At 60.6% G+C, this 14,351-nt stretch carries 12 protein-coding genes and 1 pseudogene; 9 read left to right on the top strand and 4 right to left on the bottom strand.

Annotated elements, in window-relative coordinates; translation table 11 throughout:
- Positions 1–116: 116 nt before the first annotated feature.
- The 3 genes and pseudogenes from AAEO81_RS04000 to AAEO81_RS03990 all read right to left on the bottom strand — a co-directional run.
- Positions 117–1,766: an acyl-CoA dehydrogenase family protein gene (locus tag AAEO81_RS04000; protein WP_341961773.1), complete on the bottom strand. Its 1,650-nt coding sequence runs from the start codon at positions 1,764–1,766 to the stop codon at positions 117–119.
- Positions 1,767–1,862: 96 nt separating this feature from the next.
- Positions 1,863–2,234 (bottom strand): hypothetical protein, encoded by a 372-nt coding sequence (locus AAEO81_RS03995; protein ID WP_341961772.1) that lies wholly within the window; start codon positions 2,232–2,234, stop codon positions 1,863–1,865.
- Between the two features lie 130 nt (positions 2,235–2,364).
- Positions 2,365–4,290, bottom strand: a pseudogene (locus AAEO81_RS03990) (7TM diverse intracellular signaling domain-containing protein); the annotation flags it as partial.
- Between the two features lie 329 nt (positions 4,291–4,619).
- Here AAEO81_RS03990 and AAEO81_RS03985 point away from each other — a divergent pair.
- The 4 genes from AAEO81_RS03985 (at position 4,620) to AAEO81_RS03970 (ending at position 8,278) form a co-directional block, all read left to right on the top strand.
- Positions 4,620–5,417, top strand: a complete 798-nt coding sequence (locus tag AAEO81_RS03985; protein ID WP_166597499.1) for a hydroxymethylpyrimidine/phosphomethylpyrimidine kinase — start codon at positions 4,620–4,622, stop codon at positions 5,415–5,417.
- A 24-nt stretch (positions 5,418–5,441) separates the two neighbouring features.
- Positions 5,442–6,068, top strand: a complete 627-nt coding sequence (gene thiE, locus AAEO81_RS03980; protein ID WP_341961768.1) for a thiamine phosphate synthase — start codon at positions 5,442–5,444, stop codon at positions 6,066–6,068.
- 51 nt (positions 6,069–6,119) lie between these two features.
- The gene (hemL, locus tag AAEO81_RS03975; protein WP_341961766.1) at positions 6,120–7,403 is read left to right on the top strand and encodes a glutamate-1-semialdehyde 2,1-aminomutase; all 1,284 of its coding nucleotides are present in this window, start codon (positions 6,120–6,122) and stop codon (positions 7,401–7,403) included.
- A 311-nt stretch (positions 7,404–7,714) separates the two neighbouring features.
- The gene (locus AAEO81_RS03970; protein WP_341961764.1) at positions 7,715–8,278 is read left to right on the top strand and encodes a tetratricopeptide repeat protein; all 564 of its coding nucleotides are present in this window, start codon (positions 7,715–7,717) and stop codon (positions 8,276–8,278) included.
- A 15-nt stretch (positions 8,279–8,293) separates the two neighbouring features.
- Here AAEO81_RS03970 and AAEO81_RS03965 read toward each other — a convergent pair whose 3' ends face one another.
- The gene (locus tag AAEO81_RS03965; protein WP_166597495.1) at positions 8,294–8,620 is read right to left on the bottom strand and encodes a DUF1820 family protein; all 327 of its coding nucleotides are present in this window, start codon (positions 8,618–8,620) and stop codon (positions 8,294–8,296) included.
- 135 nt (positions 8,621–8,755) lie between these two features.
- Between AAEO81_RS03965 and miaB the strand changes: the two genes are divergently transcribed.
- From miaB to lnt, 5 genes are all read left to right on the top strand, one after another.
- A complete protein-coding gene (gene miaB, locus AAEO81_RS03960) occupies positions 8,756–10,084 on the top strand; it encodes a tRNA (N6-isopentenyl adenosine(37)-C2)-methylthiotransferase MiaB (RefSeq protein ID WP_166597494.1) in 1,329 nt (442 codons plus the stop codon).
- Positions 10,085–10,320: 236 nt separating this feature from the next.
- Complete coding sequence (locus AAEO81_RS03955) at positions 10,321–11,325, top strand: PhoH family protein (protein WP_166597493.1); 1,005 nt, start codon at positions 10,321–10,323, stop codon at positions 11,323–11,325.
- Positions 11,318–11,818 (top strand): rRNA maturation RNase YbeY, encoded by a 501-nt coding sequence (gene ybeY, locus AAEO81_RS03950; protein ID WP_341961762.1) that lies wholly within the window; start codon positions 11,318–11,320, stop codon positions 11,816–11,818. The genes AAEO81_RS03955 and ybeY overlap by 8 nt, the downstream gene beginning before the upstream one ends.
- Before the next feature lie 5 nt (positions 11,819–11,823).
- Positions 11,824–12,666, top strand: coding sequence for an HlyC/CorC family transporter (locus tag AAEO81_RS03945; protein WP_166597491.1), 843 nt, complete (start codon positions 11,824–11,826; stop codon positions 12,664–12,666).
- A 30-nt stretch (positions 12,667–12,696) separates the two neighbouring features.
- Complete coding sequence (gene lnt, locus AAEO81_RS03940; protein WP_341961760.1) at positions 12,697–14,217, top strand: apolipoprotein N-acyltransferase; 1,521 nt, start codon at positions 12,697–12,699, stop codon at positions 14,215–14,217.
- The last annotated feature ends 134 nt before the right edge of the window (positions 14,218–14,351 follow it).

Here is a 14,351-nt window from a genome sequence, read left to right as displayed (position 1 = left end):
GCGATCGGCTGCGCAGCAGTCGCAACAACATCCCCACCAGTGTGTCAGTCCCATCGCGTATACGGGTTTACGACGACTGCGTCGCCGATCGCGGGACAAGCCACGCTCCTACAGGCCTAGCAAATCGCTGGGGTTGAACGCGTCACCAGCGCTTCCACATCCACCCCTCGCGGGAGAGCGCCATACACGCGCCCCGGATGCTGCAAACGCCCGGCGATAAACCCGTCGCTGACCACCGAGTTCCCCGCTTCCAGCAACAGCTTGGCCTGCAAACCGATGGCGATGTCTTCGGTCAGTTGCCGGGCACGGTATTGGATGTCAGAGGTGTCCTTGAACGCGGTTTTCAATCGGTCGATGTGCGCGGCCAGTCGAGCGTCGCCATGGCCATCCCCCAGTTCATCGAACAACGCGTCGAGCACGCCCGGCTCTTTCGACAAGGCACGCAGCACGTCCAGACACTGCACGTTCCCCGAGCCTTCCCACGTCGAGTTGACCGGCGCCTCTCTATAAAGACGCGGCAGGATGGTGTCCTCGACGTAGCCCGCGCCACCCATGCATTCGGCGGCTTCGTTGATCATGGCCGGGGCGCGTTTGCAGATCCAATACTTACCCACCGCCGTGACCAGTCTCGCAAAACGTGCTTCGTGGGAGTCGTCCAGCCGCTCCAGCGAGCGGCCCATGCGCAGGGTCAGCGCCAGCGCCGCTTCGCTTTCCAGCGCCAGATCGGCCAGCACGTTCTGCATCAGCGGCTGCTCGCTCAACACTCGCCCGCTGACGCTGCGATGGGCGCAATGGTGAGCTGCCTGAGTGAGTGCCTGACGCATCAACGCGCTGGAACCGGTCATGCAATCGAAGCGGGTCATGGCGACCATTTCGATGATGGTCGGCACACCGCGCCCCTCCTCGCCCACCATCCACGCCAGCGCGCCCCGGAATTCGACTTCGCTGGACGCATTCGACCAGTTGCCGAGTTTGTTCTTCAGGCGCTGTATGTAGAACTCGTTGCGGGTGTCGTCCGGACGATGGCGCGGCAGCAGGAAACAGGTCAGGCCTTTGTCGGTCTGCGCCAGCGTGAGAAAGGCATCGCACATCGGTGCCGAGCAGAACCACTTGTGGCCGACCAGTTCATACGCCTGACCGGGGCCGGGCTGGCCGACGGGATAGGCGCGAGTGGTGTTGGCACGCACGTCGGTCCCGCCCTGTTTCTCGGTCATCGCCATGCCGATGGTCACACCCGCTTTATGAGCGATGCCGACATTGCGCGGGTCGTACTGGGTGGCGAGGATTTTTGGCAGCCAGATGTCGGCCAGATCCGGTTGCAAGCGCAAGGCGGGAACGCTGGCGAAGGTCATGGTCAGCGGGCAACCACTCCCCGCTTCCGCCTGGCTGTGCAGGTAGCTCATGGACGCGCGGGCGACGTGGGCACCTTCCCGGCGATCGGTCCAGGGCAATGAGGGAATGCCGTGCTCGACCGCCGTTTGCATGAGTTGGTGATAAGCCGGATGAAACTCCACCAGGTCGATGCGATGACCGTAGCGGTCATGGCTGGCGAACACGGGTTTGTTCTGGTTGGCGAGAAAGCCCGCCTCCATCAGCGGACCGCCCGCCATCGCGCCATACGCGTCGATCTTTGATTCCGCCCAGCCCGCGCCGTAGCGTCTGGACCACTCCTGCAACGGCAGGTCAATGCGGTAAAGGTTCGCCCCGTCCAGCGAGGGCGGCTGGTTGGTGACGTCGTGTGTTTCGGCGAACTGATGCAGGTTCATGGCGGCCTCCGGTTCGGATCGGTGCACGGCAATGGCGCAGATGTGAGCCAGTGAATCACGCACGCGAAATCGAAAAAAGTGCCATAGCCGACTAAATCACGGCGGGTTTGCCGTGGGGTGAGCGTGGTCTGCTTTCGCCTGATCCACCGCCGTCGCTGCCGTCGTGCCTCCGGCGGCTCCCACAGCGGACTTGTCGTCGGCGATATGTGCGTCCAACGCCGCAATACCCGGGGTGTACGCGAAACTCCAATACGCCACAAATCCTGTAGGAGACGCCGGAGGCACGACGGCAGCGAAGACGTCTCCCACAGCGGACGTGTCGTCGGCGATATCTACGTCCAACGCCGCAATACCCGGGGTGTACGCGAAACTCCAATACGCCACAAATCCTGTAGGAGACGCCGGAGGAACGACGGCAGCGAAGACGTCTCCCGCAGCGGACTTGTCGTCGGCGATATCTACGTCCAACGCCGCAATACCCGGGATGTACGCGAAACTCCAATACGCCACAAATCCTGTAGGAGACGCCGGAGGAACGACGGCAGCGACGGCGGTGGATCAGTCAGTCCTACGTAACCGACAACGTCGCCCGCTCAACCTCCACGCTCAGCCGGAACTGGCTGCCAACGCCTGGTTCGGACTGGTGACTCAAGCGCCCGCCCTGCAGCTCGATCAGTTTGCGGCAGATTGCCAGACCGATCCCGAGGCCGCCGTACTCGCGGGTCATGGAGCCGTCGACCTGATAGAAGTTGGCGTACAGCGTGTCTTCGTCCAGCCTCACGAAGCCTATACCGGTGTCGATCACGTCCAGCAGCAAACGCACTTGCTGGTCGTGAGCATGTCCACCCACGCACAGTCTGATCGCACCGCTTTTGGTGAACTTGATGGCGTTGTCCAGCAGGCAATCCAGGCATTGACGCAGTTTCAGCGAGTCCCCTAGCAAGCTGTCCGGCAAGGTTTCGTCCAGCTCGACACTCAGGGACAGCGCCTTGTTCCGAGCCAAAGGTTCGAACGTACTGCGCACTTGAAACAGTAAATGCCGCAGGCTGAATGCTTCGCGCTGAACGCCGATACGCCCCGCTTGCAGCTCGGTCAGGGTGAGGATGCCGTTAACGATGCCCATCATGTTTTGCGCGGAATCCGCAGCAGTCTGGCGGTACAGCGCGATTTCTTCGTCGCAGACCTCCATCTGCATCAGCTCCAGGGAACCGATCACGCCATTCATTGGGGTGCGCAGTTCGTGGGTCAGGGTGGCAAGGAATTCATCCTTGAGCCGGTTGCTGACCGCCAGTTGCTGGTTGAGTGTCTCCAGCTCCTTGCTCGACTGCGCCATGATCTGTGTCTGCCGGTCGCGCATGGTGTTGATGCGGTCCGCCAGCGCCAGCGATAGCAGTGCGACTTCCACGACAGAGCCGATCTGGCTGGCGTACATGGTCCAGAAATTGTTCGGCAAGTGACCGAGCAACATGGTCGCGTTGATCACCCCGCCCAACAGAAATGCCGACCAGGCGAAGATGAAATAACGGGCAACCCGACGCCCCTTCAGCCAGGCGACGATGCCGATCAGCAGAATGACCGGGGTAAACAACAGAACCAGCCCGGTCACCAGCCTCAGTGCGATGCCGTAATCCATGGTCAACGACAGAATCATGATGACGGCGGCGCACAGCATCATCAGCACGAGCGGGGAATCGAGCCAACGCCCCAGCCCCGGCGTTTGCAGGAATTTACGCGCAAATTGGCTGGCGAACAGGATCGCCGCCGCAATCAGAAACGTCGTGGAGACGTTGGCCCACCACGGGTTGTCCGGCCACAGGTATTCGATACCGGCACCGTTGACCGACACCTGATACAGCCCGAAACAGCTGATGTAGAGGATGTAATAGAGGTAGCTGGTATCGCGCACGCTCACGTAAATGAACAGGTTGTAGACCAGCATCACCAACAGCACGCCGTAGATCATGCCGAGGATATACAGCCGCGACGGCTGATCTTCGATGTAGGCGTGACTGGCCCACAGATTGAGCGGCGCCTGAACGGAGCCATGGCTGGCGACGCGAACGTAGACGGTCTTGGTCTCGTTGGCCTTCAGGTTCAGGTCGAACAGGTAGTTGTTCTGTTTTATCTGACGGCTCTGGAACGGCAGCATGTCGCCGGTTCGCCACGTCAGGCTCGGCTCGGCGGTCTCGCTGGCCATGTACAGATCGACGTGGTCCATGGGTGGGTAGGCGAGTTCGAGCAACCAGTCGGCCGAGGCCACCGGGTTCGCGGGCCTGTAGGTCAATTGCACCTTTAACCAGAAGGCGGACTCGGAGTAACCGGCGTTCAGCGCACCGGCATCCAGCGCGTGAAACTGCGCCTGGCCTTCGGGCGAGGCTACCTGTTCAATCGTCGCCGAACCGCTCGGGTCTTCGAACACCTGAGTCGCGCGGCCCAGCGACAAGGTGCGCGTGGTTTCGTCGAACTCCAACGCGCTAGCCAACGTAGGCAGCAGGATCAACCACAACGTCAGCAGAACGCGCATACAACACCGCCGACATTCATGGGGGCGGCCATGCTGTTCGCCCAGACTGTAGGAAACGACGCTAGGTTTGAGGCAATAAAAGGAGGCAACGGGCAACGCACTTGCATTTACTCTTCGGACAAAAATGAGACTTACAGCCGACAGCATAGCCACTGATAGCTGGGTGATACCATCTGTATCGTCACACGTCAGACTTTCGTGACTTTCTTTAGGATTATTATCGTCATTCAGCAGGAAAGGGCTGCCCCTGTGGCCGTACAGGGCTGCCGGAGAAAAATCTGCCGCCGACCAGCGGCCCGGCAAAAGCTTTAGTGGTAAGCTCGCGCACCATGAATATCTATAGCTCCCGCCCCGTTGTCCTCTGTCTCTCCGGCCACGACCCCAGTGGCGGCGCCGGCTTGCAGGCAGATATTGAAGCCCTGCTTGCTCAGGGTTGTCATGCCGCCCCTGCGGTCACCGCGCTGACCGTGCAGGACACCGTCAACGTCACCGATTTCCGCGTGCTGGATCGCGAGTGGGTGCTGGCTCAGGCCAATGCCGTGCTCAACGATTCGCAGGTCGCGGCGGTGAAACTGGGCATGCTCGGCTCGTTGGAGATGGTCGACACCGTCGTCGAACTGCTGCAAGCGAACCCGCACCTGCCGCTGGTCTGCGACCCGGTGCTGCGTGCCGGTGGCGGCGGGCGACTGGGCAAGGATGAAGTCGGCTATGCGATGCGCGAGCGGTTGCTGCCGCTGGCCACCATTGCCACGCCAAACCTGCCCGAAGCGCGCATTCTGGCCGAGCTGCCGGAAGGCACCGCCGACGAGTGCGCCGAGAAGCTGTTGCCGTTCTGCGAACATTTGTTGATCACCGGCGGCCATGGCGACGAGCACGAAGTCCATAACCGGCTGTACATTCGCAACGGCGAATCGCGCACCTTTACCTGCCAGCGCCTACCCGGCAGCTATCACGGTTCGGGCTGCACGCTGGCGAGTGCGTTGGCCGGTCGACTGGCCCTCGGGCAAGACGTGATCAGCGCTGTGCAAACCGCCCTGGACTACACTTGGCGCACGTTGCGCGACGCTGAACAACTGGGCAAAGGCCAATTCGTTCCTCGTCGTTTGCCGCTGGATTTCTGCTCGTAACGCCACGAACAAGAGGCACCCCCGATGAAACTGCGTGGCCTTTATGCCGTGACCGACAGCCAACTGTTGGCCGGCAAATTCCTGTCCTACGTCGAGGCTGCCCTTGATGGCGGCGTGACCCTGCTGCAATACCGTGACAAATCCGGTGACGAGACCCGACGTCTGCGTGAGGCCTCGGAACTGCTGAAATTGTGCGAGCGCTACAAGACCCGCCTGATCATCAATGACGACGCCGAGGTGGCTGCACGCCTCGGCGTTGGCGTGCACCTTGGCCAGACTGACGGCTCGCTGCCCGACGCCCGCGCCCTGCTCGGTCACAAGGCCATCGTCGGCGCCACCTGCCACGCCCAGCTCGAACTGGCAGAAAAAGCCAAGGCCGACGGCGCGACCTATGTGGCGTTCGGGCGTTTCTTCAACTCCAACACCAAGCCCGGCGCACCTGCATGCAGCCTCGAAATGCTGGCCGAGGCACGCAAGCGCATTTCGCTGCCAATTGCCGTTATCGGCGGCGTCACGCTGGAAAACGCGGCCCCGCTGGTGGCCCATGGCGCCGACCTGCTGGCGGTGGTGCATGGCCTGTTTGGCGCGGAAAACACGCAAGAAGTCACCCGTCGCGCTCGCGCCTTCAACGACCTGTTCAAATCGGCCTGACTCTTCGTCGGGCCGACTTACCCTCATTCGATTCAAGCAGAGAGCTTCATCATGTCCCGTTCTGAAACCCTGTTCGCCAACGCCCAGAAACACATCCCCGGCGGCGTCAACTCGCCGGTTCGTGCGTTCAAGAGCGTCGGCGGCACTCCGTTGTTCTTCAAACACGCGGCAGGCGCCTACGTCACCGACGAAGACGACAAGCGCTATGTGGATTACGTGGGTTCGTGGGGGCCGATGATTCTGGGCCACAGCCATCCGGACGTGCTGGACGCCGTGCGCAAGCAGCTAGAGCACGGACTGTCTTACGGCGCGCCGACCGCGATGGAAACCGAGATGGCGGACCTGGTCTGCTCGATCGTGCCGTCGATGGAAATGGTGCGCATGGTCAGCTCCGGCACCGAAGCGACCATGAGCGCGATTCGCCTGGCCCGTGGTTACACCGGTCGCGACAGCATCATCAAGTTCGAAGGCTGCTACCACGGCCACTCCGATAGCTTGCTGGTCAAGGCAGGTTCGGGGGCGCTGACCCTGGGCGTGCCGAGCTCGCCGGGCGTTCCGGCGGCGTTCGCCAAACACACGCTGACTCTGCCGTTCAACGACATCGACGCGGTCAAAGCGATGCTCGCGGACGTGGGCCAGGAAGTGGCGTGCATCATCGTTGAGCCAGTGGCAGGCAACATGAATTGCGTGCCGCCAGCGCCGGGTTTCCTGCAAGGTTTGCGCGAAGAGTGCGACAAGCACGGCGTGGTGCTGATTTTCGACGAAGTGATGACAGGTTTCCGCGTTGCCCTCGGCGGCGCACAAGCCTATTACGGCGTGAAGCCTGATCTGAGCACCTTCGGCAAGATCATCGGCGGCGGCATGCCTGTGGGCTGCTTCGGCGGCAAGCGCGAGATCATGTCCCACATCGCGCCGCTGGGTCCGGTGTATCAAGCGGGCACGCTGTCGGGCAACCCGCTGGCCATGGCAGCCGGTCTGACCACGCTGCGCCTGATCAGCCGCCCAGGCTTCCACGATGAACTGAGCACGTTCACCACGCGCCTCCTCGAAGGCCTGCAACAGCGTGCCGACGCAGCGGGCATCCCGTTCGTGACGACTCAGGCGGGCGGTATGTTCGGCCTGTATTTCACCGACGTAAAAGAGATCGTCACCTTCCAGGACGTGATGAGCAGCGACGCTGACCGCTTCAAGCGCTTCTTCCACCTGATGCTGGAAGGCGGCGTGTATCTGGCGCCGAGCGCCTTCGAAGCCGGCTTCACCTCCATTGCCCACGGCGACGCGGAGCTGCAACTGACCCTCGACGCCGCCGAAAAAGCCTTCGCGCAGTTTAAGTAACACGCCCCTCCCCCTGTGGGAGCCGGCTTGCTGGCGAAAGCGATCTATCAGCCGACATTGATGTATCTGGACTGACGCCTTCACCAGCAAGCCGGCTCCTACAGTTGATTGACGGTGTTATTCGGCTATTTTGTTTAAACGTTAGTTGTATGCGGCGCTTCAAGCCCCCCTGAATACAGGCGAATCAAGCCCGTGCAGCAGAAAATCAGTAAAGACTTTGTAAGGTAGGCCCCGCTTATTTCATAATGCGCAACCAGCACGTTTAGCTGGACGGGCATGCCCGCACCTTTTTCAGAGGTAAGTCGACTTCCATGAATCGCACCGGCCGCACCCTTGCATTGGGCTGCCTGTTGCTTCTTCATCCCCTGCTGGCGAATGCAGGTGGCAACTCGTTGTTAATACCAGCGGTGGGTCGCTGCACCCTGAATACCCAGCCAGACAACCTGCCAGCCGCCTTGTCGGCGTGTCAGCAGGCGGCCAAAGGCGGGGATGCGCAGGCGCAATACGAGTTGGGACAGTTCTATTACGACGGCAAGAACACGCCGCGCGACCTCACTCAGGCACTCAACTACTTCGAACAGGCCTCATTGCAGGGCCATGCGCAGGCGCAGTATCAATTGGGCCTGATGTTCTTCCGTGGTGAGGGTGTGCAAGCCAATAACATTCAGGCTTATATCGTCCTGAAGATGGCGGCGGTCAACGGGTCGGAAGATGCGCTCGACCAGGCCGACGAAGTTTCGGGGCAAATGAAAAAGGAAGATCTGGAAGTCGCGACCCAAGTGCTGGGGCAAATCTTCCGCAAGTATCTTCTGGAGCTGCAAACCGCCGAAGGGCGCACGCCATTCGCGCCCTTCCCGGATACCAGCAAACCCTGATCGAGTCGCCGGACCTTATTTGTCCGGCATCGGCATTGGGAACGGCATGACATTGCCAGTCTGACGCGCCTCACTGATCTTCGCCGTGCCCATTCGCTCGACTTCATCGATACGCACGATCGAATGCATCGGCACGAAGCTGCGTACCACTCCGTCGAACTGCTGCTTCAACTTCTCTTCGCTGGGGTCTACCACCACGGTCGTGCGCTCACCGAAGACGAATTCCTCAACCTCAAGAAACCCCCACAGATCGCTTTGATAGATCTGCTTGGCGTACATCTCGTACACCTGGCCCTGGTTGAGAAAAATCACCTTATAGATTGGAGCTTCGCGTTTGGTCATAACAGGCAGGCAATGATCGGTGTTTTGAAAAGGGCGCGAACTATAGCATGCCGCTGGTTAGGCAACGCTAGGAACCCGAGGCCAGGGTCCCTATAATGCGCGGTTCTTCGAATCACCTGATGAATCCGAACCCGCATGGCCAAGAAGCTTTATATCGAAACCCACGGCTGCCAGATGAACGAGTACGACAGCTCGCGCATGGTCGATCTGCTGGGCGAACATCAAGCGCTGGAAGTCACCGCCCGCGCGGAAGACGCCGACGTCATCCTGCTCAACACTTGCTCCATCCGCGAGCGGGCGCAGGACCGCGTCTACTCCCAGCTTGGCCGCTGGCGCGAGCTGAAGCTTGCCAACCCGGAGATGGTGATCGCCGTCGGTGGTTGCGTCGCCAGTCAGGAAGGTGCGGCGATTCGTGATCGGGCACCGTACGTCGATGTCGTGTTCGGCCCCCAGACCCTGCACCGCCTGCCGGACATGATCGACGCCGCACGCATCACCCGCTTGCCGCAGGTGGATGTGTCGTTTCCGGAAATCGAAAAATTCGACCATTTGCCCGAGCCTCGCGTCGATGGCCCGAGCGCTTATGTCTCGGTCATGGAAGGCTGCAGTAAATACTGCACGTTCTGCGTGGTGCCTTACACGCGGGGTGAAGAAGTCAGTCGGCCCTTCGATGACGTGATCACCGAGGTCTTCCACCTCGCCGAAAACGGCGTGCGTGAAGTGACGCTGCTCGGCCAGAACGTCAACGGCTATCGCGGCACGACCCACGACGGGCGCGTGGCTGACCTCGCCGAACTGATCCGCGTGGTAGCGGCCATCGACGGCATCGACCGCATTCGCTACACCACGTCGCATCCGCTGGAGTTTTCCGACAGCCTGATTCAGGCCCACGCCGACGTGCCGGAGCTGGTCAAACATCTGCATTTGCCGGTCCAGTCGGGTTCAGACCGCATTCTGGCGGCGATGAAGCGCAACCACACCGTGCTTGAGTACAAATCCCGTTTGCGCAAGCTGCGTGCAGCGGTGCCGGACATTTGCATCAGCTCGGACTTCATCGTCGGCTTTCCCGGCGAGACCGAAAAAGATCATTTGCAGACCATGAAGCTGGTAGAAGACGTCGGCATGGACTTCTCCTACTCGTTCGTCTACAGCTCGCGCCCTGGCACCCCGGCAGCGGATCTGGCCGATGACACCTCGGAAGAAACCAAGAAAGAGCGCCTCAAGCAGTTGCAGGACCTGATCAACCGTCAGGGCTTCGAGATCAGCCGCAAAATGGCGGGCACTGTCCAGCGCATTCTGGTCACCGACTATTCGAAGAAAGACCCCGGCGAACTGCAAGGGCGCACCGAGAACAACCGCATCGTCAACTTCCGCTGCGACAACCCCAAGCTGATCGGGCAATTCGCCGACGTCTACATCGACAGCGCGCAACCGCACTCGCTGCGGGGGTCGTTGTTGCAGTAAGGCCAGACGCCCTCATCTAACGCTGCATCGAACCCTGTAGGAGTGAGCTTGCTCGCGATTGCGTTTCTTCAGCCACCATGCCCGTGTCTGACAGTCGGCAATCGCGAGCAAGCTCACTCCTACAGAGGTTATGGCGGCTGCCGACTCAACCATTAGTAAGTGAGCCCTTTCGGACACTGCCCACAGGGGTTATCCTTCATTTCACCTTTATTGCCGTCGGGCGGCTAAAAACCACTTTGAACGCACCTATCGAACCACATCGTTTCAGCCTCGAACCTATCGAGGCCCACCGCTTCGCCAATCTGTGCGGGCAATTCGACGAGCACTTGCGCCTGATCGAACAGCGCCTGGACATCGAAATCCGCAATCGCGGAGGCCAGTTCGAGATGATCGGCGAGCGCAAACAGACCACTTCGGCAGAAAACCTGTTACGCCGACTGTATCGGGAAACCAAAAGTACCGAGCTGTCCCCGGACATGGTTCACCTGTTCTTGCAGGAATCTGGCGTCGAAGAGCTGGACAACCACCCTGCTGCCGAAGTCGGCGTAGCCCTGCGTACCAAGAAAGGCATGATTCGCCCACGCGGCTTGAATCAGCAGCGGTACGTGAAGGAAATCCTCGCCAACGACATCAACTTCGGCATCGGCCCGGCCGGTACCGGCAAGACTTACCTTGCCGTGGCTGCGGCCGTCGATGCGCTGGAACGCGAACAGATTCGCCGCATCCTGCTGGTGCGTCCGGCGGTTGAAGCAGGCGAAAAGCTCGGTTTCCTGCCCGGCGATCTGGCGCAGAAGATCGACCCGTACCTGCGACCGCTCTACGACGCGCTTTACGAGATGCTGGGCTTTGAGTACGTGGCCAAGCTGATCGAAAAGCAAGTGATCGAAGTTGCGCCGCTGGCCTACATGCGCGGACGCACCCTTAATAACAGCTTCATCATTCTCGACGAGAGTCAGAACACCACCGTCGAGCAGATGAAGATGTTCCTGACCCGTATTGGCTTTGGCTCCACCGCCGTGATCACCGGTGACATCACCCAGATCGACCTGCCGAAAGGCACCAAATCCGGGCTGAATCATGTCATCGAAGTGCTCAAGGACGTGCCGGGCATCAGTTTCACTCACTTCAAGCCCAAGGACGTCGTGCGCCATCCATTGGTGCAACGCATCGTCGAAGCCTACGAGCGCTTCGAGGAGCGCAACGAGCAAAGTGCCCCTCGGGAATACCGCCGCGATGCTTGAGCTGGATCTGCAAGTCGCGAGTGAAGCCAGCGCCCCCAGCGAAGCCCAGTTCCGCCTTTGGTGTGAGATGGGCCTGCGCCAGCGCGTCGCCGACTCGGAAATGACCATTCGCCTGGTCGACGAGGCTGAAGGCCGGGAACTGAACCACACCTGGCGTCACAAAGACTACGCCACCAACGTGCTGTCCTTTCCCGCGGACGTGCCTGACGAACTCCTCGACATTCCGTTGCTGGGTGACCTGGTGATCTGCGTGCCGGTCGTGACCCGCGAGGCTGCCGAACAGGGCAAGGCGCTGGACGCACACTGGGCGCACCTCACCATCCATGGTTGTCTGCATTTGTTGGGCTACGATCACATCGACGATGACGAAGCCGAAGAAATGGAAACACTGGAACGGGAGTTGCTTGCAGAGCTGGGCTACCCCGATCCCTACGCCGACGACGAAATCGTCGACACACCACCTACAGAAACACCAGGCAAGGACCACGAGTAAGGGCTATGAGCGAAGACCGATCGAGCAACGGGCAAAAGTCATGGTTGGGCAAACTGACCCAGGCATTTGCCCATGAGCCGAAGAACCGCCAGGAGCTGCTAGAGCTGCTGCGCGAAGCCCATCAGAACAAATTGCTGGACAGCGAAGCGCTGGCCATCGCCGAAGGCGCCATTCAGGTGGCTGACCTCCAGGTCCGGGACATCATGGTCCCGCGCTCTCAGATGGTCAGCATCAAGGCAAGCCAGAGCCTTCGCGAGCTGCTCCCGGCCGTGATCGATTCCGCCCACTCTCGCTACCCCGTGATTGGCGAAAGCCACGATGACGTCCTCGGCGTATTGCTGGCCAAAGACCTGCTGCCCTTGATCCTCAAGGAAAACGGCGACGTCGGCGACATCAAGAGCCTGCTGCGTCCGGCGACGTTCGTGCCGGAGTCCAAGCGCCTGAACGTGCTATTGCGTGAATTCCGCGCCAATCACAACCACATGGCCATCGTCATCGACGAATACGGCGGCGTGGCGGGTCTGGTGACCATCGAAGACGTGTTGGAACAGATCGTCGGCGACATCGAGGACGAACACGACGTCGAGGAAGACAGCTACATCAAACCGCTGCCCAGCGGCGACTTCCTGGTCAAGGCGCTCACCCCCATCGACAGCTTCAACGAGTTTTTCGACAGCGAGTTCTCTGACGATGAATTCGACACGGTCGGCGGTCTGGTGATGAATGCGTTCGGGCACCTGCCCAAGCGTAATGAAATCACCGAAATCGGCGCGTATCGTTTCCGCATCCTGAACGCGGACAGCCGCCGGATTCACCTGCTGCGCCTGAGTCCGATTTCGCGCTCGTAACGTCGTATCCGTTTGTCATAAGGAATGTAAATGCGCTGGATCACCCGCCCCGGCTGGCCCGGTAACCTGCTGGCCGTGGCGGCTGGCGCACTCGTCACCCTGGCCCTGGCGCCGTTCGATATCTGGCCACTGGCGATTGTCGCGCTGGTGGTTTTCTACCTCGGGTTGCGCGACCTGACACCTCGTCAGGCGTTGTGGCGGGGCTGGTCGTACGGATTCGGTCTATTTGGCGGCGGCACCAGCTGGATCTACGTCAGCATTCACACGTACGGCGAGGCGCCGGTCTGGCTCGCCGGGTTCCTGATGGTGCTGTTCTGCGCTTCTGTCGCCTTCTTCTTCGCCCTGCCCGCCTGGCTCTGGGCTCGCTGGATTCGCCGCAACGAAGCGCCTTTGGCCGATGCGCTGGCGTTCGCTGCGCTGTGGTTCGGTCAAGAAATGTTTCGCGGCTGGTTCCTCACAGGCTTTCCTTGGCTCTATTCCGGTTACAGCCAACTCGATGGCCCGCTGAAAGGTCTGGCGCCATTGGGGGGCATGTGGTTGATTTCGTTCAGCCTCGCGCTGACTGCTGCCCTGCTGTGCAACCTGCCTCGACTGCGTGCACGCAAAAGCTTCTTCGCTGCTGGCATCGCTCTGCTGCTGGCGCCTTGGGCTGTGGGCCTGGCGCTGAAAAGCCATGCCTGGACCGAACCTTTAGGCGCGCCGTTGAAAGTTGCTGCGATGCAGGGGAACGTCGAACAAAGCATGAAATGGGACCCGGCTGCGCTGAACGCTCAGTTGGCCCTGTACCGCGACATGACGTTCACGTCCCAAAAAGCCGACCTGATCGTTTGGCCGGAAACCGCTGTCCCGGTGCTCAAAGAGTCCGTCGAGGGCTACCTGACGATGATGGGCAAGTTTGCTGCAGATCGGGATTCAGCACTGATCACAGGCGTGCCGCTGCGGCAGAAAGGCGGGCGTGGCGAATTCCGTTATTACAACGCCATCACCGTCACCGGCGAAGGCGACGGCACCTACCTGAAACAGAAACTGGTGCCGTTCGGTGAGTACGTGCCATTGCAGGACCTGCTGCGCGGGCTGATCACGTTCTTCGACCTGCCGATGTCCGACTTTGCACGCGGCCCGGCCGAACAGGCATTGTTGCAGGCCAAGGGTTACCAGATCGCGCCGTTCATTTGTTACGAGGTCGTCTACCCCGAATTCGCCGCCAGCCTTTCCGCCCAGAGCGATCTGCTGCTGACGGTGAGCAACGACACGTGGTTCGGCACGTCCATAGGCCCGCTGCAGCACTTGCAGATGGCGCAGATGCGCGCGCTGGAGGCCGGTCGCTGGATGATCCGTGCCACCAACAATGGCAAAAGCGCACTGATCGACCCGTTCGGCAAGATCACCACCACCGTTCCGCAGTTCGAACGGGCGGTGATGTACGGCGAAGTCACCCCGATGCACAACCTGACGCCGTACCTGCACTGGCGTTCGTGGCCACTGATCATTCTGTCGGTGTTGTTGATTGGCTGGGCGCTGCTCGCGAGCCGAATTTCCAAGACGGTTTGATGCAGGACCAGAACTCGGCTCCCTTGTGGGAGCCGGCTTGCTAGCGAAAGCGGAGTGCCAGACGCAACAACTTTGGATGACACACTGCTTTCGCCAGCAAGCCGGCTCCTCCTACAAAAGTCGCGGGGCACTCA

It is taken from the genome of Pseudomonas sp. RC10 (assembly GCF_038397775.1).
In the GTDB taxonomy this organism is placed as follows: Bacteria; Pseudomonadota; Gammaproteobacteria; order Pseudomonadales; family Pseudomonadaceae; genus Aquipseudomonas; species Aquipseudomonas bambusae.
The sequence above is the reverse complement of the archived record's forward strand: the minus strand, read 5'-3'. Positions and strand labels throughout refer to the sequence as shown.